The 23,878-nt window shown below is 67.5% G+C and carries 19 protein-coding genes and 2 tRNA genes; 10 read left to right on the top strand and 11 right to left on the bottom strand.

Going from position 1 to position 23,878, the window contains the following annotated elements; all coding sequences use genetic code 11:
• Window positions 1-929: helicase HerA-like domain-containing protein (locus ACWDTP_RS06790; RefSeq protein ID WP_450017838.1), on the bottom strand; the 929-nt coding region annotated here is incomplete at its 3' end.
• Between the two features lie 109 nt (window positions 930-1,038).
• Between ACWDTP_RS06790 and orn the strand changes: the two genes are divergently transcribed.
• The 4 genes from orn (at window position 1,039) to ACWDTP_RS06770 (ending at window position 3,077) form a co-directional block, all read left to right on the top strand.
• Window positions 1,039-1,686: an oligoribonuclease gene (gene orn / locus ACWDTP_RS06785; protein ID WP_450017836.1), complete on the top strand. Its 648-nt coding sequence runs from the start codon at window positions 1,039-1,041 to the stop codon at window positions 1,684-1,686.
• A 41-nt stretch (window positions 1,687-1,727) separates the two neighbouring features.
• Window positions 1,728-1,803 (top strand) — tRNA-His (locus ACWDTP_RS06780).
• A 256-nt stretch (window positions 1,804-2,059) separates the two neighbouring features.
• A complete protein-coding gene (locus ACWDTP_RS06775) occupies window positions 2,060-2,830 on the top strand; it encodes a hypothetical protein (protein WP_450017834.1) in 771 nt (256 codons plus the stop codon).
• 19 nt (window positions 2,831-2,849) lie between these two features.
• A complete protein-coding gene (locus ACWDTP_RS06770) occupies window positions 2,850-3,077 on the top strand; it encodes a hypothetical protein (protein WP_450017856.1) in 228 nt (75 codons plus the stop codon).
• A 57-nt stretch (window positions 3,078-3,134) separates the two neighbouring features.
• On the opposite strand, the gene ACWDTP_RS06765 is transcribed toward ACWDTP_RS06770, so the two are convergent.
• Together ACWDTP_RS06765 and ACWDTP_RS06760 are read right to left on the bottom strand one after the other, a co-directional pair.
• Window positions 3,135-3,635 (bottom strand): hypothetical protein, encoded by a 501-nt coding sequence (locus ACWDTP_RS06765; RefSeq protein WP_450017832.1) that lies wholly within the window; start codon window positions 3,633-3,635, stop codon window positions 3,135-3,137.
• Window positions 3,636-3,709: 74 nt separating this feature from the next.
• Window positions 3,710-4,273, bottom strand: a complete 564-nt coding sequence (locus tag ACWDTP_RS06760; protein WP_450017830.1) for a dihydrofolate reductase family protein — start codon at window positions 4,271-4,273, stop codon at window positions 3,710-3,712.
• Window positions 4,274-4,339: 66 nt separating this feature from the next.
• Here ACWDTP_RS06760 and ACWDTP_RS06755 point away from each other — a divergent pair, with 66 nt between their 5' ends.
• On the top strand, window positions 4,340-4,984 hold the full coding sequence (locus ACWDTP_RS06755) for a maleylpyruvate isomerase family mycothiol-dependent enzyme (protein WP_450017828.1): 645 nt from the start codon (window positions 4,340-4,342) through the stop codon (window positions 4,982-4,984).
• Here ACWDTP_RS06755 and ACWDTP_RS06750 read toward each other — a convergent pair.
• Window positions 4,956-5,726 carry an SDR family oxidoreductase gene (locus tag ACWDTP_RS06750; protein WP_450017826.1) on the bottom strand — a complete coding sequence of 257 codons (771 nt, stop codon included), beginning with the start codon at window positions 5,724-5,726 and terminating at the stop codon, window positions 4,956-4,958. The genes ACWDTP_RS06755 and ACWDTP_RS06750 overlap by 29 nt on opposite strands.
• Window positions 5,727-5,864: 138 nt before the next feature.
• Between ACWDTP_RS06750 and ACWDTP_RS06745 the strand changes: the two genes are divergently transcribed.
• Together ACWDTP_RS06745 and ACWDTP_RS06740 are read left to right on the top strand one after the other, a co-directional pair.
• Window positions 5,865-6,563, top strand: a complete 699-nt coding sequence (locus tag ACWDTP_RS06745) for a DUF899 domain-containing protein (RefSeq protein ID WP_450017824.1) — start codon at window positions 5,865-5,867, stop codon at window positions 6,561-6,563.
• Window positions 6,560-7,027, top strand: a complete 468-nt coding sequence (locus ACWDTP_RS06740) for an ATPase (protein ID WP_450017822.1) — start codon at window positions 6,560-6,562, stop codon at window positions 7,025-7,027. Before ACWDTP_RS06745 ends, ACWDTP_RS06740 begins: the two co-directional genes overlap by 4 nt.
• Window positions 7,028-7,030: 3 nt before the next feature.
• On the opposite strand, the gene ACWDTP_RS06735 is transcribed toward ACWDTP_RS06740, so the two are convergent.
• A complete protein-coding gene (locus ACWDTP_RS06735) occupies window positions 7,031-8,248 on the bottom strand; it encodes a L,D-transpeptidase (protein WP_450017820.1) in 1,218 nt (405 codons plus the stop codon).
• A 154-nt stretch (window positions 8,249-8,402) separates the two neighbouring features.
• On the opposite strand from ACWDTP_RS06735, the gene ACWDTP_RS06730 reads away from it, so the two are divergent.
• Window positions 8,403-8,478, top strand: a tRNA-Lys gene (locus ACWDTP_RS06730).
• Between the two features lie 68 nt (window positions 8,479-8,546).
• On the opposite strand, the gene ACWDTP_RS06725 is transcribed toward ACWDTP_RS06730, so the two are convergent.
• Both ACWDTP_RS06725 and ACWDTP_RS06720 read right to left on the bottom strand, forming a co-directional pair.
• Window positions 8,547-8,717 carry a hypothetical protein gene (locus ACWDTP_RS06725; protein WP_450017818.1) on the bottom strand — a complete coding sequence of 57 codons (171 nt, stop codon included), beginning with the start codon at window positions 8,715-8,717 and terminating at the stop codon, window positions 8,547-8,549.
• A 1,165-nt stretch (window positions 8,718-9,882) separates the two neighbouring features.
• Window positions 9,883-10,110: a DUF3618 domain-containing protein gene (locus ACWDTP_RS06720; RefSeq protein WP_450017816.1), complete on the bottom strand. Its 228-nt coding sequence runs from the start codon at window positions 10,108-10,110 to the stop codon at window positions 9,883-9,885.
• Between the two features lie 103 nt (window positions 10,111-10,213).
• Here ACWDTP_RS06720 and bcp point away from each other — a divergent pair, with 103 nt between their 5' ends.
• Window positions 10,214-10,687, top strand: a complete 474-nt coding sequence (bcp, locus tag ACWDTP_RS06715) for a thioredoxin-dependent thiol peroxidase (protein WP_450017814.1) — start codon at window positions 10,214-10,216, stop codon at window positions 10,685-10,687.
• A 10-nt stretch (window positions 10,688-10,697) separates the two neighbouring features.
• Here the strand turns inward: bcp and ACWDTP_RS06710 are convergent, their stop codons facing one another.
• Window positions 10,698-11,630: a calcium/sodium antiporter gene (locus tag ACWDTP_RS06710; RefSeq protein WP_450017854.1), complete on the bottom strand. Its 933-nt coding sequence runs from the start codon at window positions 11,628-11,630 to the stop codon at window positions 10,698-10,700.
• Window positions 11,631-11,695: 65 nt separating this feature from the next.
• Entirely contained in the window at window positions 11,696-13,027 is a 1,332-nt protein-coding gene (locus ACWDTP_RS06705) for a M20/M25/M40 family metallo-hydrolase (RefSeq protein WP_450017812.1), read from the bottom strand.
• Window positions 13,028-13,150: 123 nt separating this feature from the next.
• Here ACWDTP_RS06705 and ACWDTP_RS06700 point away from each other — a divergent pair, with 123 nt between their 5' ends.
• Entirely contained in the window at window positions 13,151-13,474 is a 324-nt protein-coding gene (locus ACWDTP_RS06700; RefSeq protein ID WP_450017810.1) for a hypothetical protein, read from the top strand.
• A gap of 88 nt (window positions 13,475-13,562) precedes the next feature.
• Here the strand turns inward: ACWDTP_RS06700 and acpS are convergent, their stop codons facing one another.
• Together acpS and ACWDTP_RS06690 are read right to left on the bottom strand one after the other, a co-directional pair.
• Window positions 13,563-13,955 carry a holo-ACP synthase AcpS gene (gene acpS / locus ACWDTP_RS06695; protein ID WP_450017808.1) on the bottom strand — a complete coding sequence of 131 codons (393 nt, stop codon included), beginning with the start codon at window positions 13,953-13,955 and terminating at the stop codon, window positions 13,563-13,565.
• Between the two features lie 42 nt (window positions 13,956-13,997).
• Window positions 13,998-23,234 (bottom strand): fatty acid synthase subunit beta domain-containing protein, encoded by a 9,237-nt coding sequence (locus tag ACWDTP_RS06690; protein WP_450017806.1) that lies wholly within the window; start codon window positions 23,232-23,234, stop codon window positions 13,998-14,000.
• Between the last annotated feature and the right edge of the window lie 644 nt (window positions 23,235-23,878).

Below are 23,878 nucleotides of genomic sequence, written 5' to 3'. Positions count from 1 at the left end.
GCAGCGTCAGGCCGTCGTCGCGGGAGGTCACCTCGCCCCCTGAAGAAGAACACCAGTTTCGGTTTGTCGACGTCGCCGACCTCGGGCAGCGTGGTGAACAGGTCGGCCAGCACCCACATCAGGAAGGTGGAGAACATCACCGGGCGGGCGGCCTGGGCCCCGAGCTCCAGCAGCGTGATGACGCCACGGCCCTGATCGTCGAGGCGCAGCAGATCCTTGGGTTCGAGTTCGGGCTCACCGAAGAAGGTGTCGGCGCCCTCGGCTTCGAGGTTGACCAGGGCGCGCAGGATGACCCCCGCCGTCGTCGAGGACACCGCCCCCAGCGCCTTCAGCTCGGGCTTGCCCTCATCGCTGGTGAGGAACTGGATCACCGAACGCAGGTCCTTGATGTCCAGCAGCGGCAGACCCTTCTGGTCGGCCCAGTGAAAGATCAGCCCGAGCGTGGACTCCTGAGTGGCGTTGAGCCCCAACACCTTTGCCAACAAGATCGGGCCGAAACTGGTGATCGTGGCCCGTACCGGCACCCCCACCCCACCGGTGCCCAGCGACAGGAACTCGACCGGGAAGGCCGTCGCGGCCCAGGTGTCACCGGTGTCCTTGGCCCGCTGCTCGACCTTGTCGTTGGTCTCGCCGGGCTTGGACAGACCCGACAGGTCGCCCTTGACGTCGGCCATCAACACCGGAACGCCGGCCGCCGACAGCTGCTCGGCGATCACCTGCAGCGACTTCGTCTTACCGGTACCGGTCGCGCCCGCGATCAGTCCGTGCCGGTTGACCGTGGCCAACGGGATGCGGACCAGTGCGGACGCGTCGACGGTGTTGGCATCACCGTCGGGGACGACGACGGTGCCCAATTCCAGTGCCTGGCCTTCGACTGCGTAGCCGGCAGCGATCTGCTGCGCGGGAGTTGCTGCCGATTCGGTGGTCATCTCGCGGTCCTCCCAATATGCGCGCACGGGCCAATCGAGACCCGACATTACTTGCCAACGGGTGGGTATGGGCGGGTGGTTGGGCGGCGTGGGCATACTGTGGGTGTTCGTGCGAGACGAACTGGTGTGGATCGACTGCGAGATGACCGGGCTGGACCTCAAGTCCGATCGCCTCATCGAGATCGCGGTGCTGGTCACCGACGCGGACCTCAACATCCTGGGCGACGGCCTCGACGTGGTGATACACACCGACGACGAGGCGCTGGGCTCGATGGTCGACGTGGTCAAGCAGATGCACACCCGCTCGGGCCTGATCGAGGAGGTGCGGGCCTCCACGGTCGACCTCGCCACCGCCGAGGATATGGTGCTCGACTACATCCGCGGCCACGTCAAACAGGCCAAGACCGCGCCGCTGGCCGGCAATTCGATCGGCACCGACCGCGGGTTCATCGCCCGCGACATGCTCAAACTCGACGACTACCTGCACTACCGGATGATCGACGTGAGCTCGATCAAGGAGCTGTGCCGGCGCTGGTATCCGCGGATCTACTTCGGTCAGCCCGAGAAGGGGCTGGCCCACCGCGCCCTGGCCGACATCCACGAGTCGATCCGTGAACTCAAGTACTACCGCGCCACCGCCTTCGTCGCCCCGCCCGGGCCCTCTACCAGCGATATCGCCGCGATCGCCGGCGAACTGGGGCCGCCGCCGACCGGCCCGTCGACAAACGATTCGGCTGTAGAGCATCCGAGCGGCTAGTATCTACGACGCTGCACCTGCCGAAAGGCTCTGCGGCGATGGTGGCTGTAGTTCAGTTGGTAGAGCACCAGGTTGTGATCCTGGCTGTCGCGGGTTCGAGTCCCGTCAGCCACCCCAACTGGAAACGATGCCCCACCTGCAAACACGCGGGTGGGGCATCGTTCGGTTTCGGGGTCCATGCAACAAGCCATGCAACAACGGGTAGCCAAGAGCTGCGGCAACCGGGCGGTGAGGGCGATTCCATCCCCTTATAGCTGCCCGGGTGGATCTCGACCAGAAGCCCCCTTGGTCTGGTCGCAGGCTCGCCGAGCTTGGCAAGGCACTAGTGGATCGCGCAGACCCTCCCGCAAATTGCCCGTCATACGAACAGGTCATGGAGTGGCATTCCGAACTCTGCGCGGAAGTCGCCGCCACGATCAGCGACAGGCCATGGGCTAGCTACCGCGGTGACTTCGATGTCGCTGCCCGCGCAAAGACCATCGATACTTTGCGGGACAAGCTCATCCGCCAGCCGCACCTCCACCTCAACCAGGTGCAGGACTTGGCGGGCGTCCGTGTTGATCTCGACTGCAACCTAGATCAGCAGACGGCGTTCGCAGAGGAGATTAGGGAGTTCTTCGGCACCGAGCGGACCGACGTTAGAGATATCCGGCTAACACCCCATAGTGGGTACCGCGCGGTACACGTCTGGCTCCGACTCCCTGCAGGACGAGTGGAGATCCAAATTCGCACCAGAGGACAGAGCGCCTGGGCCAACACCTACGAACGGCTTGGCGACTACGCGGGCCGTCATATTAGGTATGGAGAGTCACATGAGAGTCCCACTGTCCAACGCCTGGTGACTCACCTCCACAACGCGTCGGAGGCTCTCGCCCGTGTAGAGGACCACATTGTGAGAATGGTTCGCAACGACGCACGGTTTCGTGAGGTCGTCGACGTGATGGCGAGGATTCGTAATCATCCCCGCTTTGACGACATCGAAATCACTGATGACCAGCGCGCAACCGTGATCGAGACAGTGGAGAACGAGCCGCTCAGACGCACCCAGCATGATCAAGACATGGACGAGCTTCGGGCCCTCCTAGACGAACACGTGAGCGACATGGAGTCGATACGCCGTATGCTCGATGAAGCTAGCGCCTGAGGATAAGGGGGTGATCGGAATGCCGGGGTTCGTCATTGAGTTCAACCGACGGACGCGGAATCGCCGCGTTCACCAGTTCGTATCTCCTCGCGAAGCCATGGCGTACAGGCTCAAGCTAGAGCGCGAACGTCAGGATCTCGATGTCGAGATCGCTGCATTGACCAGCGGTTCTATCGACAGTCTTCGTCGCACGCATTCGCGGTATTTCACGGGTACCGACATAAGCAGCGAATCCATCTCCGCTTAGCGGATCAGGGCCGCGCAGCCCGCGATCCACTCATGGTGTTCGTGGATCATCGTTCCCCTATGGGTACTTCGCGAACTCGTTGACAGTCTGGGGATCGACCCCGAACTCCACCGCCAGCCACATCCGCAAGAGTCGTGCGCCCGAGCTCGCGGCGATGACGGCGTGCAGACCGTTGGGCAGCGGATGGTCAGCGTGCTTCGCCTGCTTGTACAGATTGTTGAAATCCTCCGACCACGCCTCGAAGTCGCTGTGTGCCGGTACACCGTTGCTGGGGCTTCCCTTGATGATGGGGTCCACATCGCACTGGAGGGTCGCTCCGATGAGCGCAAGGTATTGCGGGAAGTGCAGGCTTTTGTGCAGTTGGATGCGTCCCGGGCGCACCGCAATCTTGTGCCCGAGTGCTTCAATCGCGATACCAATCTGCAGAAGCTCGATCTCCACCGAGTTGCCGCTGTCGAAGTGCCACAACACCAATGGACAGATCACCCTCGTCCATTCCTCCGACTCCTTGACCCACCGCTTCACACCCGCCACGCCGATGTCCGGGTCCCCGGCCATGACCCGTCGATGCTGGACTCGTTGCGCGAGGAGTCGGACGGCGTATACGCCGTTCCGCTGTAGCACCCACAGCCTCAGGCGGTGGTGTTACCCGTCTTCCAGCATGCCAGCGTGACACCGCCGGGAAAGCTCATCGGCCGGGCCGCCGGAGCGAGCCCCGAAATCATCCGGCCGTCGGGAAACAGGCGTCGGCCGCGCCCCTGCACGAACGGGTAGATGAACAACCGGATCTCGTCAACCAGATCGGCGGCGATCAACGCGTGGCACAGGGTGATGCTCCCGGTCACCACGATGTCGCCGCCGTCGGAGGCCTTGAGCCCGCGGGTGTGCTCGACCGGATCGCCCGGCAGGATCGTCGAGTTGCCCCATTGCGGATCGGTCATGGTCGAGGACACCACATACTTGTCGACCCCGTTGAGATAGTCCGTCACGCCGGTGGTGTCGTCGGACTGATTCGGCCAGTACCCGCGGAAGTCTTCGAACGTCTTCCGCCCCAGCAACAGTCCGTCGGCGGTCTCGTCCTGGCGGTGCATCTCCGCAAGCAGTTCGTCGTCCTGCGTCTGCGGGTCGAACCAGTCCTCCAGCATTTCCACGGAGCCGTCGAGCGTGATGTTCTGGGTGATGATCAGTGAGCGCATACCTGATCGACTCCCCCACGACGGGAAACTCATCGGCGCCACGACCGGTTCGGCCACACTGTGGGGATGTCCTACGGGGTTCAGGGTATGGCTCGAGCCGAACGGGAAGCCTTCGCCGATCTGTTGGCCGGTCTCACCCCGGCGCAGTGGGATGCACCGACCCTGTGCGACGGGTGGACGGTGCGCGACGTCGCCGCCCACACGGTCGCCTACCTCGGTCAGACCCTGCCCCGGCTGATTCTCAACATGACCGCATCGAGGGGCAACGTCGACAGGCTCAACGCCCGCGGACTGGAACCGCTGGCCGGGCTCGAACCGGAACGGCTCACCGCGCTGATGCGCGACGGCGCGGCACCATCGGGAGCCGGGGCCCTCTACGGGGCGCGGGTCGCACTCATCGAATGCCTGATCCACCAGCAGGACATTCGCCGCCCACTGGGCCTGCCCCGACTCGTCCCCGCCGAGCGGTTATCGGCAGCGCTGACATACGCCAGGGTGAGCCCGGTGATCGGGGGCGCCCGGCGAACCCGTGGCCTGCGTCTGGTCGCCACCGACCTGGACTGGGCGGCAGGCCGGGGGCCCGAAATCCGCGGATCCGGCGAGGCACTGCTGATGGCCATGACCGGGCGGTCCGTCGCGGTCGCCGACGATCTGACCGGCGAGGGCATGGCCCGGTTGTCGGCTAGGGCGCGTCGGCCGCGGGCTTCTTGATCCGGGGCGCCAGCTGCACGAATTCGGCGACCACACTGGGATTTTCGTGCGCCGTGGTGACGAGTGACACCAGGGTGTTGGCGACGTCGTCGAGAGCCGACATCCGCGCGGGCAGCTGCCCGTGCTCGACCCACGACTCGAACAGCTGGGCCAGCAGGTCGCGGTCCGCACCACGCAGGATCTCGGTGTCCTCGGTGGGCCCGATACCGACGCGCAGGATCGACAGCTCCGGATGCTCGCTGCGCCACGAGTGCAGGATCTCGTCGAGCGCGGCCTTGCTGGCGCTGTAGGCGGCCACCCCCGCCCTGGGCCGCCCGACATCGTGACTCGAGGCGATCAACACCACACCGTTGTCGGCCAGGTGCGGCAGCGCGGCGCGCAACACGTTGTTGGCGCCGACGGTGTTGACGCTGAACGCGTGCAACCAGGTCGCCACGTCGGTGTCCTCGATGTAGGCGAACGGGACCACGGTGCTGGTGAACACCAGGGCGTCCAACCCGCCCAGCCGCTCGGCGGCGGCGTCGACCACCCGGGCGATGGCCGCCGGGTCCTCGACGTCGAGTTCGAACGCTCCGCCTCCGATCGTGTCGGCCAGTGCGGTCAACAGGTCTATACGACGTGCCGCCACCGCCACCTCGGCGCCGCGCTGCGCGGCGCTCTCCGCTACCGCGTGCCCGATGCCGGACGATGCGCCGACGACAAGGAGGCGCAGCCCGGCTGCGTCTGCGCGTTGACCGGTCATTCTGGATCCACCCGCTTTCCATTTTCGGCTGAAAGTGTTAGGTCACCCTTCGTGGTCGGACAGTACCGCGCCGATGAGTTCGGGCCGCGCGGTGGGTCAATACATCGCAATGAGGATTCATCGGCACAAGGAGGCCCCATGACCGCAGGAGCACCCCCGGTGGTCGACCAGCAGACCTGGCGCACCGCACTCGACGATCTACGCAGCCGCGAGAAGGCCGCCACCAGGGAACTGGACGCCATCGCCGCGGCGCGCAGGCGCCTGCCCATGGTGGAACTGCCCGAATACACCCTCATCGGCGCCGACGGGCCGGTCCGGCTCGCCGACATCTTCGAAGGCCGCTCGCAGCTGATCACCTACCACCACATGTGGACCGACGGCGCCGAATGGCAGTGCGGCGGCTGCACCGGGTTCACCTCGCAGTTCACCCGGCTGGAATTCCTGGACAACTACGACGCGCGGTTCGTGATCGTCACCAACGGGCCGATCGATGAGGCGATGGCCTACCGCGCCAAGGTCGGCAACAAGATGCAGTGGTACTCGTCGTCGGAGAGCACGTTCGGGGCCGACGTCGACGCCGCGCCCAATGAGGGCTTCGCGGTCAACGTCTTCTTCCGGGTCGAGCACCCCGACGGCGACACCGTGTACCGCACCTGGCACACCAACGGTCGCGGTACCGAACAACTCAGCCACACCTTCCCCCTGATCGACCTGTTGCCGTGGGGACGACAGGAGGAGTGGCTCGATTCCCCCGACGGCTGGCCGAAACGGCCCACCTACTCGGGCTGGCTGGACAGCCCCGACATCGCCCGCGCCTATGGAGAGGATCCTCGATGACCGACCACCGCTTCACCGTCACCCGCACCATCGCCGCCCGCCCCGGTGAGGTATTCGCCGTACTCGCCGACCCGGCCCGGCATCAGGACACCGAACCCGGCGACTGGGTGCGCGACGCCGTCGAACCGCGGCCGATCACCGGAGCCGGCCAGATGTTCGCGATCAACATGTTCCTCGAACAGGCGGGCGGGCATTACGTCATGCACAACCTCGTCACCGAGTTCGACAAGGACCGCACCATCGCATGGCTGCCCGGTCAGCTCGACGAATCGGGCAGCCATGCGCCGGGTGGCTGGTGGTGGCGTTACGACCTCGCCCCCAACGGCGAGGACACCGACGTCACCCTGACCTACGACTGGACCGACACACCGCAGAGTTTCGCCGACCAGATCGGCGGGATGCCGCCGTTCCCCGAACAGTACCTCGCAAATTCGCTTGCCTCACTGGACAATTCGATGCGGTAGCGATCAGGTGCTGGCGTTACCGGTCCGCCACTGGCCCCACGGGATGTTCCAGTCGCCGAGGCCGTCCGTGCCGGGCAGCACACTGCCCACGGTATTGGTCACCTCGACGATGTCGCCGCGTTTGGTGTTCTCGTAGAACCAGCGGGCATTGGCGGTGCTGACATTGAGGCAGCCGTGGCTGACATTGCTGTACCCCTGGCTGCCCACCGACCACGGTGCTCCGTGGACGTAGATACCGCTGTAGGACATCTGGGTCGCGAAGTCCACCTCGGTGCGATATCCGTTGGGCGAGTTGACCGGTACGCCGTAGGTCGACGAATCCATGACGAGGTGCTCGTAGCGGTCACCGATGATGTAGGTGCCGTTGTTGGTCGGCGTCTTGTCCTTGCCCATCGAGATCGGCATCGTCTTGACGACCTCGCCGTTGCGGCGGACCGTCAGAGTCTTGGCGTCGTCGTCGGCCGTCGCGATGACCTTGTCACCGATGGTGAAGTGCGTCTTGGCGCTGCCCTGCCCGAACAGACCGTCGCCCAGCTCGACACCGTAGGTGTTCACCGTGACATCCACCGAGGTGCCGGGCTCCCAGTATTGTGCTGGGCGCCAACGCACTTCGCGGTTGTTGAGCCAGTAGAAGGCGCCCTCGACCGGCGGGTTGGTCGTCACTTTGATGGCCTGCTGCGCGGCCACCCGATCGGTGATGTTCTCGTCGAACCGGACGGCCAGCGGCTGCCCGACGCCGACGACCTCGCCGTCGTTGGGCAGCACGTAGGGCATCGTGAGATTCCCCGGCGAATGCGTCTCGAAGGTCAGCCGGCGGTTGGCCACGCCACCCAGCCCGAGCGATGCCGCGTTGAGCGTGTACTGCTCGTTGTAGTCGAGCCGATCGGTGGTCGACCAGGTCAGGCCGTCCGCGCTGAACTCACCGGCAACCGGCGCGCCGTTCTCGTCGGTCATGCTGACGCTGCCGAGCACACCGTTCTCGGCGGTGACGGTTACCGGGGTCTCGACCCTCACCCCGACGGCACCGTCGGTGACCGACGCGTTGACCCTGGGCACCAGCAGGTCACCGAAGGGCGTTCCCTTGTCGGTGATCACCGGTGCGGGCCGATCACGGTCGTCGCCGCAGGCCACGAGGCCGAACATCACGGCGGGCACCATCGCGACAACGGCCCGCCGGAGCACGCTCCGGTACGGACGGGTCACCGGGTGGACCTGCCCCATGTCGTTCACCTCTCGCCAGGCAGTTGTCTGCGTCAAGCCAATCTTGGCAATAGTCTAAGGGAGAATTCGCCCACGCCCGACCGTGGCGCCGGGGCTGGGCACACAGCCTGCGGATTTCACGCTTGGCCAGGTGTCCTGTTATTGTCTCTTGCGCGCGCCGTTAGCTCAGTTGGTAGAGCAGCTGACTCTTAATCAGCGGGTCCGGGGTTCGAAACCCTGACGGCGCACCACATCTCTACCGAAGGGCGGGCGTTTTCTGCGCCCGCCCTTTTCGTATCGCAATCCCGCCGGCCAGGCGTCATCCCGCTCGATATCGCTCACCGATACTCTGCTCGGCTTCCTCCAGCAGCATCTCCACGGCGCCGGCCAGATGGGCCGCGGCGTAGCCACGGTCCCGGTGTTGTTCGAATTTGAAGCGGTCGAGTTCCCTGCGCAGATCATTCAGGGTCTCGTCGCTCACGTGCGCCATGTGGCCTCCAGATCCGTAATAAAAAACGGCTCAGCGTCGAATCCCGACGAGACGACGTGAGCCGTTGATGCTGTCAGCGAATCCCAACCCCGGCGGCACCGGCGGTATGGGTGATGGCCCCGCAAGAGTGGCTCGCGACAGCAACCGCATCGACACCGACGTCTTTTGCCATTGTTTGCTGCACGCTTCAAACCCCCGATCACACGGTTTGACCCGTGTTGCGGTTCCATATCGGATCCCGGCCCGCCTCCCCGGCCGGACCCGCATATGACCTTAGCTGGACACCCATGCGGTAGCAACCGATTCCGAGATAAATCCGGTTCGCTACACGTTCGCCGACGAAACCCTGTTCCGGGGCCACGTCGTCGACCGCACCCGGAAAATCCCTGCGTACCATCCGAAAAGCAGTTTGCCGGAACGTGACTTTACCTCCCGGACAGCAGTTAGCCTTACCACCGTAACCGGGCACATCACACCTTCAGCAAACGAGCTGCGACCGAGCTAACCCAGCGATGATTGCGCTGGACACCCGCCGCGACGACATTCGCCCGCACCCGCGCCGACCGGGCGAAACCGCAAGGTCGCCGGGTCCCTCGCGGTCACACCCGACCGGACCGGATCCGGTCCGTGACGCGAACCCGCGCGCCTCCGCACCGACCGGGTGACTTTGCACACTCTGATCGGACATCTGACACATCGGCCCATGCCTCGACGTTTGGGACTATGTGCTGCTCAGCGGAAGTAGAGCACCTTACCAGACGCATCCAGACGCTGCATTGACGTATGCGTAAGTTACTGCAAGCGACGCGCCCAGCGAAACATTACCTGGTCAGGCACTAATAATGCTGATACATTGAAGTTAGCTGAGCTGTTCCGCACTTGCCGAACTCGGCGATCACGCCAGAATATGAGGTATTAGCTGATGACCACAGCAGCGGAGGCAGAACCAACCGGCACGCTGACCTCACCACGCGTTGCTGCACAAATGCCGCTGACGATATACAGCTGCAGCCGGCTCGGCCGCATCGCCAATCCCCCGAACTCCTCGCTGACCGGGTGGTTGCGCCCCGGCCGTCGTCGCTGAGCAGCCGGTTTTGCCCACCGCCTACCGGTCGGTAGACCATCCGGTAGCCAAGGCTGGGCTAACCCGGCGACGGATTGTCGATCAGCGCCGTTTGATGCGCAGCACGATGATGGCCAACACCAGCACACCGGCCCCCGCCAGCGACACCGTGACGGCAGGCTTCTTGACGAACTCCACCGCCCGCGCCTTGGCGTCACCGGCCAGCCGCTGCGGGTTGGCCCGCTCGGCCAATGAGTCGACAGTCAACGCCAACTGATCGCGAGCCCGATCAATGTCCTGTTTGATGGTCTCCGGATCGCGGTTCGTCACTGATTGCTCCTCCAGCCGCTCCATATCGTGTTGCCTGCCGCACTACCCTAGATCAGCCGGCCGTGTTCGAACGGCACCGGCCGATCAGAAGGGATATCCACCTATGCCGCCGACCCCGCGCCTCGAGGTGGGAGACACCGCCCCTGCGTTCAGTCTGCCCGACGCCGACGGCAACGTCGTCAAACTCGCCGACGACAAGGGCCGCAAGGTAATCGTGTACTTCTACCCCGCCGCGAGCACGCCCGGATGCACCAAACAGGCCTGCGACTTCCGCGACAATCTCGCCGAACTGGGCGGCGCAGGACTCGACGTCGTCGGCATCTCCCCGGACAAGCCGGCCAAACTGGCCAAGTTCCGCGACGAGCAGGGCCTCACGTTTCCGTTGCTGTCCGATCCCGAACGCAAGGTGCTCACCGCCTGGGGTGCATTCGGCGAGAAGACCATGTACGGCAAAACCGTGCAGGGCGTGATCCGCTCGACGTTCGTCGTCGACGAGAAGGGCAGGATCGCCGTCGCGCAGTACAACGTGCGGGCCACCGGACACGTCGCCAAGCTGCGCCGGGATCTGTCGGTCTGATCCCGCTGCGCTACGTCTGCGTGGCTAGCAGAAACGCCAGGTAAGCCAGGTAGGCGACCACCATCGCGGCGCCCTCGGCGCGGTGAACCCGCCGCCCCGAGAAGAAGATCGGGATGCAGACCAGGGTGGCGGCCACCAGGATCGGGATGTCGATCCGCACCAGGGTGTCCGACAGCGCCAGGCCGTGGGACGGCACCAGACAGGTGACGCCGAGAATCAGCAGAATGTTGTAGACGCTGCTGCCCAACAGGTTTCCGAGTGCGATGTCGCGCTGGCCGCGCACCGTCGAGACGATCGTCGTCACCAACTCGGGAGCCGAGGTGCCGATCGCGACGACGGTCAGCCCGATGAGGGCGTCGGACACCCCGAGTCCGCGGGCCAGGCCGGTGGCGCCGTCGACGAGCCACTCCGCACCGATCACCACGACCGTGATCCCGACCAGTGTCATCGCGATGTGGCGCACCAGTCCACCGGATCCGGGCGCGGGTCGCGGGCCCGGATCGGCACCCGCTGTGCCGGGATATGCGTGGGCGTACTCGGCGGCGACCTCGCGGCTCTCCCGACGGGATGTGCGGATCAGGGCGGCGGTGTAGGCCACCCCGCCGCACACCAGAATGGCGCCATCGACCCGCGACAGGATCCCGTCGACCGCCAACGCCCACAGCAGAACCGCGGCCACGGTCATGGCGGGCAGGTCGAAGCGCAACGTCCGGCGTTCGATGGCGAGCGGGCTCAGCAGCGCACTCAGGCCGAGGATGAACAGCACGTTGACGACGTTGGTGCCGGCGATATTGCCGACGGCCAGTTCGCCGGTGCCCTCGATCGCCGCGGTGACGCCGACGGCGAGTTCGGGGAGGCTGGTGCCGATCGACACCACGGTGAGCCCGACCAGCATCGGGCTGATCCCCAGCCGTGACGCCAGCTGGGCCCCGCCGCGGACCATCACCTCCGCGCCCAACGCCAGGGCGACCAGGCCCGCCGCGAACCAGCCGACGTAGCCGCCCACGATCAGCGCGAGGCCAACGCTTCGAGCAGTAGCGCCTCGGCGGTCGCCGCCTTCTCCAGCACACCGAGGTCCAGACTCTCGTTGACGCTGTGTGCCTGCGTGCCGGGATCCTCCACACCGGTGACGAGGATGGTGGCCTGCGGGAACGCGGCGGCGAATTCGGCGATGAACGGGATCGAGCCGCCCATGCCCATATCGACCGGATCGGTGCCCCAGGCTTCGCGGAACGCCGCGCGGGCCGCCTCGTACACCGGTCCGGTGGAGTCGATCGCGTAGGGCTGCCCGACATCGCCCGGAGTGACCGTCACCCGCGCTCCCCACGGCGCATGGCTCTCCAGGTGGCGGGTCAGCGCGTCGAGGTGGGCGCGGGCATCCCCGCCGGGCGCCACCCGCATGCTGACCTTGGCGCGAGCCCGTGGGATGAGGGTGTTCGACGACTTGTCGACGGGCGTGGTGTCGATGCCGATGACCGTCACCGCGGGCTTGGCCCACATGCGTTGCACGACTGTGCCGGAACCGATTTCGGAAACGCCGTCCAGCAACCCGGACTCGTCGCGCACCCAGTCTCCGCCGCGGTCCACATCGGCGGCGGTGGCCTCGTGCAGACCTGCGACGGCGACATTTCCGTCGTCGTCATGCAGGCTGGCCAGCAACCGCACCAGCACGCTCAGCGCATCGGGCACCACCCCGCCCCACAGGCCCGAGTGCAGGCCGTGGTCGAGGGTGGCGACCTCGACCACGCAATCGGCCAGGCCACGCAGCGAGACGGTCAGCGCCGGGATCTCCGTGCTCCAGTTGTCCGAATCGGCGATGACGATGACGTCGGCGGCCAGGGCGTCCTGGTGCGCGGCCAGCAGGGCGCCCAGTGACGGCGACCCGGACTCCTCCTCGCCTTCGACGAATACCGTCACCCCGACCGGCGGCTTGCCATCGAATGCCCGCACCGCGGCCAGATGTGTTGCGATACCGGCCTTGTCGTCGGCGGTACCGCGTCCGTACAGGCGGCCGTCGCGCTCGGTGGGGTCGAACGGCGAGGAGCTCCACTGCGCCGGATCGCCTTCTGGCTGCACGTCGTGATGCGCATAGAGCAGCACGGTGGGCGCACCGGCGGGAGCCGGGTGGTGTGCGATGACCGCGGGCGCACCGCCCTCGCTGACGATCCGCACGTCGGGAAAACCGGCCTCCGACAACAGCTTCGCCACCGCCGCGGCACTGCGTGCCACCTCGTCGCGGCGGCCCGGATCGGCCCACACCGACTGGATGCGGACCAGATCCTCCAGATCCGACCGCACCGAGCCCAACACCTGCCGTACCCGCTGCGCGACATCAGTCATGCAGATGAGCGTAGTGCCGCACCGGAGCGGGCCTCTATTGAACTCACCCGACACAATAAGATAGATTGGCTATGCATCTGACTGTTCGCCGAACGGATCAGTCACTGTCGATGAGGATTCATGATGACCGAACACATGGGACGTCTACCCCGTGGTCTGGCCTGCCTGGGGTTCGCCGCGATCGTCGCGGCGCTGCCCGCCGCTGCGATCACCGGTCTCCCCGGCACCGGGGCGCCGACGTCGGTCGCCGGCCCGGACTGCGCCAACAGCAACAGTGGGTATGGCAACACCGGCTGCGGTAATTCCGGCAACGGCAACAGCGGGAACGGCAACTCGGGTAACGGCAACAGCGGCAACGGGAACTCCGGTGACGGCAACAGCGGCAACGGCAATTCCGGTGACGCGAACGGCCCCTGGAACTGGAGCGGCTGGGACTGGCGCGGCTGATCCCCCGCGCCGGGCCCCGCGAGCGACCGCAAAATGCCGGGAAAATACGGCGTGTCGGCGTACAGACACGGTCGCTCGCGGAGAAGGGCTACAGCTCCTCGATGATGGCGACCGCGGCGGCGGTGTCGGCCTCGTGCGTCAGCGACACGTGGATCGTCACGCTCTCCAGGTGCTTGGCGATCTCGCCGGACAACCGCACCTTGGGCCGCCCCCACATATCGGTCACCACCTCGATATCGCGGTGGATCCCCTCGGGTAGCGCCGGGCGCTTGGAGAACCGCGAGCCCGACCATGCCTTGATCACGGCCTCCTTGGCCGCCCACCGAGCCGCCAGGTGCCGGGCCGCCGACGAACTCTTGTCCGCGGCGTCCCGGCGCTCACCCGGCGTGAACGTCTCGGCGAAAACCGTTCCCGGCCGGTCCACCTGCTCGGCGAATTCGGGGATGGAAACGAGATCGATGCCTACTCCGACTATTGCCATGAAGGAACGCTAACTCACCTTATCTGCTCGTCGCGCAAGCGCTCACCGCACATAGAGATCGTCATCGCCGAGCCTGGCGTCCAGGTCCAGCAGCATCGCCGCTTCCTGACGTTTCTCCGGCGAATCGTGGTCGAAACGGCGGTCGGCAGGCTTCTCGTACATCGACCGCCCACCGGCGATCGCCGAAGCCAGCCGGCGCTGACCGGCCAGCGTGCGCTGCTCGGCCCGCTTGCGGTAGCTCTCCCGCTCGGCCGGGTCCAGTGCCGCGACGAACGCCTCCGGATGCACCAGCGCGACCAGACCCGATACGTGACCGAACCCGAGGCTGGTGACCAGACCGGCCTTGAGCGGGAACTTCCCGCGCAGGTCGAGGGCCTCACGCACCCAGACGAAGTGGCCGGAGGTGGCCAACTCGTCGTCGACGCAGTCCAGGCTGCGGTTCGGCGGAATGACACCGTCGCGCAGGATCTGGCACAGACCCATCATCTGGAACACCGCCGCACCGCCCTTGGCGTGCCCGGTCAGCGTCTTCTGGCTGACGATGAACATCGGCGCACCCGGCGACCGGCCCATCGAATCGGCCAGCCGCTCATGCAGTTCGGTCTCGTTGGGATCGTTGGCCAGCGTCGAGGTGTCGTGCTTGGAGATCACCGCGATGTCGTCGGCGCCGACGCCCAGTTTGGCCAGCGAGCGCGACAATGCCGAATCCTTGCCGCCGCGACCGGCGCCCAGCGCGCCGAGCCCGGGCGCCGGGATCGAGGTGTGCACACCGTCGGCGAAGCTCTGCGCATAGCCGACCACCGCCAGCACCGGCAGCCCCATCCTGGCGGCCAGGTCACCGCGGGCCAGCAGGATGGTGCCGCCGCCCTGGGCTTCCAGGAACCCGAGCCTGCGCCGGTCGTTGGCGCGGGAGAACTTCGAATCGCTGATCCCCTTGGCCCGCATCATCTCGGTGTCGGCGGTGGCCGCCATGTCACCGAAGCCGATGATGGCTTCCAGGGTCAGATCGTCGAAGCCGCCCGCGATCACCAGATCGGCTTTGCCGAGCCGGATCTTGTCCATCCCCTCCTCGACCGAGACGGCCGCGGTGGCGCAGGCGCCGACCGGGTGGACCATCGCGCCGTAACCGCCGACGTAGCTCTGCATGACATGTGCCGCAACGACGTTGGGCAGCACCTCCTGCAGGATGTCGTTGGGCTTGGCCCGGCCAAGCAGGTTGCCGTGGTACATGGTCTGCATCGAGGTCATGCCACCCATGCCGGTGCCCTGCGTGGAGGCCACCAGGCTCGGGTGCACCCAGCGCATCAGCTCGGTCGGGGTGAAGCCCGAGGACAGGAACGCGTCCACGGTCGCCACGATGTTCCACAGCGCCACCCGGTCGATCGAGCCGGCCATGTCCGGGGTGATACCCCACACCGTCGGATCGAACCCGGTCGGGATCTGCGCGCCCACCGTGCGCGACAGCCTGGTCTTGCGCGGGACCCGGATCTCGGTGCCCGCCTTACGGATCACCTCCCAGTCGCCGGAGTCCGGAACCGGCCGGGCCACGGTGTGCTCGGGGTCGAAGGACACGAACGCCCGGGCGTCGGCCTCGCTGGACACCACGAACGAGAAGTCCTTGTCCAGGAACACACTGACCAGCAGCGGTGAGGCGTGATCGGGGTCGATCGCGCCGTCGTCCACGAACTCCCGGATACCGCACCGCTCCACCACGGCGTCGTGGTAGCGCTCCACGATCTCGGCCTCGGGCACCAGCTCACCGGTTTCGGTGTCGTACCAGCCGGCCTTGGGATCGTCCTCCCACTTGACCAGACCGGTGGTCCAGGCGAGCTCCAGGACGCCTGCCGCCGACAACTCGCCGGAGACCTCCATCTCGAAGCGGGTCCGCGACGAGCCGTACGGGCCGAGTTCGGCACCACCGACGATGACGACCAGGTCGGCCGGGTCGACGTCGAGGTCGCCGAACTCCGGCGCGGGAGCCGGATCGTACCCGCGGGGCGGGGACGGCAGCGCCGGGATGGTACCGGAAGCACCCTCTTCCTCTTCGGAATCGGCTGCGGCACTTGACATGTCCTCACGAGCCTTGGCGGCCAGCTCGGCCATGTCGAGCTTGATGTCGCCGAGCCCGCCGGTCAGATCGACCTTGATCGGCGCGCCGGCCGCGGCCACCTTGGATTCCACCGTGCACAGGTCGAGCAGCATCGCCGCCATCTCGGCACTGGTGTAGGTGGTGACACCGGCCTCCTCGACCGCGCTGACGATGGCGTCGTTGTGCCCCATCAGTCCGGTGCCCTTGGTCCAGCCGATCAGCGCGTGCGCCAGGCTGACCCGCTCGGCCCAGGACGATTCGGCGCTCCAACGGTTCACCAGCGCGTCGAGCGCGGACTTGGATTCGCCGTAGGCGCCGTCGCCACCGAACATGCCGCGGTTGGGCGAACCGGGCAGCACCACGTGCAGGCGTGAGGCGATATCGCGCTCGGCCCCGATCGTGGACAGCCCGCCGATGAGCCGCTGCACGGCCCACAGCAGCACCTTCATCTCCATCTCGGACCGCGAGCCCGCCTCCGAGAGGTCCCCGGCCACGCGCGGCGCGGCGAACGGGAACAGCAGGGTGGGGGTCTGCGCGTCCTTGAGGTGGATGGATTGCGGCCCAAGGCTTTCGACCTGCTCGGTGCCCACCCATTCGACCAGCTTGTCGATATCGGAGTAGGACGCCATGTTGGCCGGGACCACCCACAGTGTGGCGCCGAACCGCGCGTTGTCGCGGTAGAGCTGCTTGTAGAACGCCAACCGGTCGTCGTCAAGGCGCGAGGTGGTGGCGACCACGGTCGCGCCGCCATCGAGCAACTGCCCGACGACCGCCGAGGCGATCGAACCCTTCGACGCACCGGTGACCACCGCGACCTCGTCGGAATACCGGCCGGTTCCGGGATTCTCGGCCCCGGCCGCGATCCGGCCGAACAGCGATGCGTGCACGTTGCGGCCCGCGGCCAGTGCCTTGCCCTGCCACCAATTGGCCTGGGTGGCAACCGCATGCCCGGCGCCTTCGAACCGCTCCGACAGCCGCGGCCACTGCGCGTCGACCTCGTCCTCGTCCGACAGCCACAGCGTGACCAGATCCTCGCGGGCGCTGGCCCACCGGTCGTCGAACACCACGGCCTTGCGGGCGTCGAACGCCGGCGCCACCAGTCGCGGCCAGTCCGAACCGAGTTCGGAGCTGACCAGGTCGATCAGGTCGGCATCGGTCGCGGCCTCCGGCGCGCTGACCGGAGCATCCAAGCCGAGCTGACCCAGAATCGTGCGGGCCGCGTTGGCCAGCACCCCGTCGCGTCCGGTGACCGTCTCGGCGAACTCACTGAGTGCGGCCGAATCCACCACGCCGCCGCCCGCACCGCCGGCCGACGGCAGCGACACCGCCACCCCGTGCCGTGCCGCGACGGCGGCCACCGCGCCGTCGATCGCCTTGTCGACGCCTGCCGCGTCGGCGAGGGCGCCCGCGTGCAGGTCGCCCAGGTCCCCACCGCGGACGCTGCTGCCCTCACGGGTTCCCAGCGCGACCTCGACGGTGACGTGCTTGGCCCAGCCGGGGCCGAGCTCCCAGGTCTTGGTGACCCGCTCGGTGATGTAGGCCGGACGCTTACCGGACGGGCCGAACACGGTGCGCAACTGATCGTTGATCGCGTCCGAGAGCACCGGACCGTACGGCTTGTAGGTGCGGGCCAGCTTGCTCACCTGCCCCTTGAGCCCACCCAGATCGGCTTCCGCGGCACCGTCGATGGCGCCGAGGTTCAGCTCGGAACCGAGGTCGACGAGCAATTGGTTGCGCCGCGAGGACGCACCGTCGGTGATCGACTCGATCGAGTCCAGTGCCTCGATCTGGTCGATGCGCATCTTGGCGCTCAGCGCGATGAGCGCCACCGTGGCATCGGCCGCGTCGAACGTGATGTCCTCGGGCCGTGGGCCACCCGACGGAGCGGCCGGTGCGGCCGCCGCCGCGGGCGCTGCCTCCGCGGCGGGTGTCACGGGAGCCTCCTCCACGTCCGGCTCCGGTTCCGGATCGGTGTCGGTGGCGAACAGCACCGCGGCGTCCCGCTCGGAGTTGAGCACCTCGACGGTGCTGTGCGAGTACTCGGGCAGCTTGAGCGTGTTGGTCGCCAGACCGGCCACCGTCGGGGCCGACTTCACGCCGATCTCGACGAACCGCTCGACCCCGAGGCCGCCCGCGGCCTCCTCGATGAACAGCAGGTCCTGGGTCTCGATCCAGCGCACCGGGCTGGCGAACTGCCAGGCCAGCAGCTCGATGACGATCCTGCGGCACAACTCCTTCGGCTTCTCGTTACGCCAGGTGTCGTAGTCGGCGAGGATCTCGTCGAGCGGCTCGGCAGGCACCAGATCGCGGATCTCCTGCACGAAGTCGCGGTCCAGCGTGAACGGCCGTGGCACCAGGTTCGGGATGTACTTGCCGATGATCAGCTCGGGATCCTTGTCCCGCGGCATGACCCGCTCCAGGCTGCGCCGGAAGTCGTCCACGCCGACCCGCAGAACGCTGGAGTGGAACGGCACGTCGATGCCGGGCACTAGGATGAACGACCGTCGGCCGCCGCTGATCTCGCGACGCCGCTCGACCTCCTCCTCGAGCGCCTCGAGGCCGCGCACGGTGCCCGCGATCGCGTACTGCGAACCCCGCAGGTTGAAGTTCACGATCTCTAGAAACTCTCCAGTGTTCGCCGCGATATCCGCGACGAAGCTCTTGACGTCGGCGTCGTCGAGGTCGATCTGCGACGGCCGGATCGCGGCCAGCCGGTAGTTCGACCGGCCGAGTTCGTCGCGCGGGACGATGTCGTGCATCTTGCTGCCGCGGTGGAACACCACCTCCAGCAGCGCCTCCAGTTCGTAAACCCCCGACACGCAGGCCAGCGCGGTGTACTCGCCGACGGAGTGCCCGCAGGCGATCGCGCCCTCGACGAACGCGCCCTGCTCACGCATCTCGGCCACCTGGGCCGCCGCCACCGTGGCCATCGCCACCTGGGTGAACTGCGTCAGGTACAGCACGCCCTCGGGGTGCTGGTAATGCACACCGGAGGCGATCAGGCTGGTGGGGTTGTCCCGCACGACGTGCAGCACCGAGAAGCCGAGCGTCTCGCGGGTGAACTTGTCCGCCGAATCCCAGACCTTGCGGGCGGCCTTCGAGCGGGCCCGGACCTCCATGCCCATGCCCTTGTGCTGAATGCCCTGGCCGGGGAACGCATAGACGGTCTTCGGGGCGGCCAGCCGGGCGGTCGCCGACATGACGAGCTCACCCTTGACCTTCGCCGAAACCTCAAGAACCTCGGCGCCGACGTCGATTCCGACCCGGTCGACGCGGAAGTCGACCTCGTCGCCCGGCAGCACCATGCCGAGGAAGCGCGCGGTCCAGCCGACCAGCTTGGCCGGCGGAACCGGCTTCCCGTCGGTGGCGGTGAGGACGTGCTGGGCCGCGGCCGACAGCCACATGCCGTGCACGATCGGGCTTTCCAGGCCGGCCAGCAGGGCGGCCGCCCGGTCGGTGTGGATCGGGTTGTGGTCACCGGACACCACGGCGAACGGCCGCATGTCGACCGGTGCGCCGACGGCGATATCGCGCCGACGCCGCCGCGGGGTGTCGGTGGCGTTGTCGGAGATCGCGCCGCCGGCCCGCACCGGATCGGTCAGCTCGGCGGCACCGGTGCGGCCGCGGATCGCGAACCGCTCCTCGAGCCTGGCCAGCTCGGTGCCGTCGAGCGTGCTGACGACGACCGAAACCGGGACAACGCGCCCGACCTCGGTGTCGACGGCGGCCGAAGCCGTTGCGGTGACGGTGAGTTCGGCGTGCTCGGTGGGAAGCGGGGCCAGCAGCTGCGCCGCGTGATCCAGGTGCACCAGGCTCAGCAGGCCCTCGACCACCGGGAAGCCGTCGTCGGTGGCCGCCGATCCGATCGCCGAGAACACCGCGGGCCAGCACCGGCCGACCAGCGCGTCGGGCACCACGGTCAGCGTCGGCGCCAGCGGGGCCCCGAAGGTGGCGGTGACGCCGGTGTGGTCGGCGACCTTCTCCGGGTCCCATGCGACGGTGACGGTGGCGGTGCCGTCGACGACGGGCGCAAGAGCGCCGGGGCCGTCGGCACCGGCCGCGATGGCGAGCACCGAGCGCATCGCGGTCGAGGCGTCCTCGACCGACACCACGGGGGCGCCGCCGCCCTGGACCGCCTCGGTCAGGGTGAACGGAATCTCGATCCAGGTGCCCGACAGCGGCACCGAGAGCACCACCCGGGACTCGTCGACGACCTCGAGCCGGGCGCCGGTGGAAGCGTTGGTGGCGGAACGTTTTTCGGCGCCGTCATGGCCATCGTGCACCTGCCAGTCGGCGGTTGCGGCGATGCGGTGCACCGGGTTGATCGCGATGCGGCCCGCCCACAGCACGTCGGGGGCGTCGAGCAGCACGGCCAGCGGGCCGGTCACATCGCCGCGGCCCTGCCTGCGCGCGCGCACGTCCACCGGCTCGGCGCCGGTGGCCAGCACCTCGTCGACCGCGGCCTGCTCGAAGCGGTCCAGCAGTTCACCGACCGGCTCGTCGACCCGGGTGATCCCGGCGACCGCCTCGGTGCCGGGGATGACACACACCTGGTCGGCGGCGTAGCGGGCGTCGTGGGCCTGCCACAGCGAGTCACTGCGCCACCAGCGGCGCACGTCCTTGTCGATGACCGGGACGAAGTTGACCGGCTTGCCAAGGGTCTTGCACAGCTCGACGAAGAACGGCACATCGGCGGGGTGCAGCGGCACCGACGCGGCATCCGGGTAGGCGCCGACCAGCGCGGCCAGCGCGCCCTTGGGATCCTCCAGCAGGTCCGCGTCGGCGAAGAGGGTGTCGATCGGGCCGAAATCCTGTGCGTGCAAACGCGCTTCGGCGCGCTGGAGCATCTGTTCGAAGCGGTCCCGCCAGGTGATGTCCAGCCACGGCGAATGATCGCGCTTGGTGTCGGCGGTGCTGTCGCCGTCGCCGATGGCCAACTCGACGTAGCGGCGCAGCCACTGCAGGTAGGTCATCTCGGCGACGTCGCCGAAGTACGGTTTGGCCGTATCGGCCATGGCGGCGATGATCTCGTCGCGGCGGGCCGCGACCGCGTCCCCGTCACCGGCGACCTCGTCGAGCAGCCTGCCGCAGCGCGATGCGGTGTTGTCGATCTCGTGGATGTCGGCACCGAGCTGGCTGCGCCCGGAAGCCATACCGCCCGAGGCCTTCCCGGCACCCACCCAGTCCCCGGTGCCCTGGGTTTCCACCAGCAGCTGCTTGACCTGCGGGCTGGTGGTGGCCTCCAGGGTGGCCATCGCGGCGGTGCCGACCAGGATGCCGTCGATCGGCATCAGCGGGTAGCCGTGGGTCGCCGACCACTGACCGGACAGATACTGCGCGGACCGCTCCGGGGTGCCGATGCCGCCGCCGACGCAGATCGTGATGTTGGACCGCGACCGCAGCTCGGAGTAGGTGGCCAGCAGCAGGTCGTCGAGATCCTCCCAGGAGTGGTGGCCACCGGCGCGGCCACCCTCGATGTGCGCGATGACCGGTTTGGTGGGCACCTCGGCGGCGATCCGGATGACCGAGCGGATCTGCTCGACCGTGCCCGGTTTGAACACCACGTGGCTGATCCCGATGTCGTTGAGTTCGCCGATCAGCTCGACGGCCTCTTCGAGATCGGGAATGCCCGCGCTGACGATGACCCCGTCGATCGGGGCACCGGACTGGCGGGCCCGCTGCACCAGGCGCTTGCCGCCGACCTGCAGCTTCCACAGGTAGGGGTCCAGGAACAGGGTGTTGAACTGGATCGAACGGCCCGGCTCCAGCAGCGTTTCGAGCTCGGCGATGCGGTCGTTGAAGATCTGTTCGGTGACCTGGCCGCCGCCGGCGAGCTCGGCCCAGTGGCCGGCGTTGGCGGCCGCGGCGACGATCTTGGCGTCCACCGTCGTCGGGGTCATCCCGGCGAGCAGGATCGGTGAGCGTCCGGTCAGCCGGGTGAACTTGGTCTCCAGCTTGACCGAACCGCCCGGCAGACGCACCGCGGTCGGGGCGTAGCTGGACCAGGGCCGGGCCACCTCGGGCACCGCGCCGATGGTGAACAGGTTGCGCTGGCCGCCACGGGTGGCGGCGGGCACGATGCCGATGCCGAGGCCGCGGATCACCGGCGCGGTCAGCCGGGTCAGGATGTCGCCGGGCCCGAGGTCCAGGATCCACCGGGCGCCGGCCTCGTGCAGATCGGAGATCTCGTCGACCCAGTCGACCTGGCTGACCAGGATCGCCTCGGTCAGCTCCCTGGCGAGCTGCACGTCGAGGCCGACCGCCTCGGCCCAGCGGCCGACGATGTCGACGCCGTCGGACAGCCGTGGGGTGTGGAAACCGACCTCGACCTGCACCGGGTCGAAGACGGGCGCGAAAACCGCGCCGCCGCGGACTTTGCTCTTGCGCTCGGCTTCTTCCTTCTCAGCGATCTGGGTGCAGTACAGCTCGAACCGGGACAGCTGCTCGGGCGTGCCGGTGATGACCACCGAGCGCCTGCCGTTGCGGATCGACAACACCGGCGGCAGCACGGTGCGGACATCGGCCGAGAACTCTTCGAGCAGCTCGTAGATGCGCTCGGGCTCGGCGTTGGTGATCGACAGCATCGGCGGCCGGTCGCCGAGCACGGTGATCCCGCGCCGCCGGGCCACCAGCGTGCCCGCGGCACCGATCAGCTGGGCGAGCGCCAGCAGCTCGACGTCCCTGGCGCCCTTGGCGGCCAGCGCTTGAACGCCCAGCACGCCCTGTGAGTGGCCCGCGACGGCCACCGGCGGGGTGGCGACCAGATCCATGCCCTGACGCGCGAGCGCGCGCACAGCCGCGATCTGGGTGAGCAGCACGCCGGGCACCGACACCGCGGCCGAGGTCAGCTGCTTGGCCGACGGCACGGGTTCCTCCGCGGCGAGCGCGCGCACCCATTGCAATGGCTCGAAGCCGATCGGGCGGACCACGACCAGCTCGGCGGCGACGGGCTCCAGCAGCAGCTCGGCCTCGCCGGCCAGGGTCGCCAGGTCGGTCTCGATCCCGGCCGAGGACACCAGCTCTTCGAGGGTCTCCAGCCAGGCGCTGCCCTGGCCTCCGAAAGCGACGGCATACGGTTCGCCGGCGCTGAGCCGGTCGACGAGGGCATGCGGGGAGTCGGCCGGCTTGCCGTCAGATCCGGACTCGCCGTTCCATCCTGCGGATACCCGGTCGTCTTCGTAGATGGTCACTGGCGCTCTGTCTCCTCGTGCTGCTCGTCTGCTCTCGTCTGTGCTCGCGGGTGGCTGTCGCGTCTGTGCGTCGGGTGCCGCGTTGTCTGGGGCCGGCACCTCGGGGGCCTGCTCCTCCCCCGGGCATCGGGCCACCGGCGATTCAGCGTCGAATCCGGCAGGGCTGCGGTTCCTCGATGTGGTCTCCGGTCGTTGCGCGCGCGCAGCTCTGCCGTACTAAGAGTGGCATAAGAGTTGACCGGCGGTTTCCGGCCCGATCGGTTACTGATGAGTTCTACGCACGGGTAACCGTCGGCAACGTAACACCCCGCCGATCGGCGATCCGAACCAATCCGGACAAACGTCCTGCATGTAGGTGGTTACGGTCGAGTAGCTACAACACTGCAGATCAAAGCAGCATTGTTATCGAATCGTTATCGTGATTTTCCACTCGCTCCGACGCCCCCGGCGGCCGGCGCCGGAGTCGACAGGTGAGCCGGATTTGTCCAGCGAACGGTACCGGTTCCGGCGGAAAGTTTGCTGACTGTACTTACTACTCAGTAATGTTTCGGTGCTCACGGGGGCGGCGACGCCGGATTCGCGACGCCATACCGCGGGGGTGACGCCCGAACGCGACGCCGGAATGGGCCTGCGGAGCCGCCGTG

The sequence above is a fragment of the Mycobacterium sp. NPDC003449 genome, from assembly GCF_053588415.1.
The sequence above is the reverse complement of the archived record's forward strand: the minus strand, read 5'-3'. Positions and strand labels throughout refer to the sequence as shown.

Bases quoted from the DNA above. Each gene is read 5' to 3' on its own strand.
- ACWDTP_RS06775 (WP_450017834.1), top strand. From the start codon at position 2,060: ATGGAGTGGCATTCCGAACTCTGCGCGGAAGTCGCCGCCACGATCAGC.
- ACWDTP_RS06770 (WP_450017856.1), top strand. From the start codon at position 2,850: ATGCCGGGGTTCGTCATTGAGTTCAACCGACGGACGCGGAATCGCCGC.
- ACWDTP_RS06765 (WP_450017832.1), bottom strand. From the start codon at position 3,635: ATGGCCGGGGACCCGGACATCGGCGTGGCGGGTGTGAAGCGGTGGGTC.
- ACWDTP_RS06760 (WP_450017830.1), bottom strand. From the start codon at position 4,273: ATGCGCTCACTGATCATCACCCAGAACATCACGCTCGACGGCTCCGTG.
- ACWDTP_RS06755 (WP_450017828.1), top strand. From the start codon at position 4,340: ATGTCCTACGGGGTTCAGGGTATGGCTCGAGCCGAACGGGAAGCCTTC.
- ACWDTP_RS06750 (WP_450017826.1), bottom strand. From the start codon at position 5,726: ATGACCGGTCAACGCGCAGACGCAGCCGGGCTGCGCCTCCTTGTCGTC.
- ACWDTP_RS06745 (WP_450017824.1), top strand. From the start codon at position 5,865: ATGACCGCAGGAGCACCCCCGGTGGTCGACCAGCAGACCTGGCGCACC.
- ACWDTP_RS06740 (WP_450017822.1), top strand. From the start codon at position 6,560: ATGACCGACCACCGCTTCACCGTCACCCGCACCATCGCCGCCCGCCCC.
- ACWDTP_RS06735 (WP_450017820.1), bottom strand. From the start codon at position 8,248: ATGGGGCAGGTCCACCCGGTGACCCGTCCGTACCGGAGCGTGCTCCGG.
- ACWDTP_RS06725 (WP_450017818.1), bottom strand. From the start codon at position 8,717: ATGGCGCACGTGAGCGACGAGACCCTGAATGATCTGCGCAGGGAACTC.
- bcp (WP_450017814.1), top strand. From the start codon at position 10,214: ATGCCGCCGACCCCGCGCCTCGAGGTGGGAGACACCGCCCCTGCGTTC.
- ACWDTP_RS06710 (WP_450017854.1), bottom strand. From the start codon at position 11,630: ATGGTCCGCGGCGGGGCCCAGCTGGCGTCACGGCTGGGGATCAGCCCG.
- ACWDTP_RS06705 (WP_450017812.1), bottom strand. From the start codon at position 13,027: ATGACTGATGTCGCGCAGCGGGTACGGCAGGTGTTGGGCTCGGTGCGG.
- ACWDTP_RS06700 (WP_450017810.1), top strand. From the start codon at position 13,151: ATGACCGAACACATGGGACGTCTACCCCGTGGTCTGGCCTGCCTGGGG.
- acpS (WP_450017808.1), bottom strand. From the start codon at position 13,955: ATGGCAATAGTCGGAGTAGGCATCGATCTCGTTTCCATCCCCGAATTC.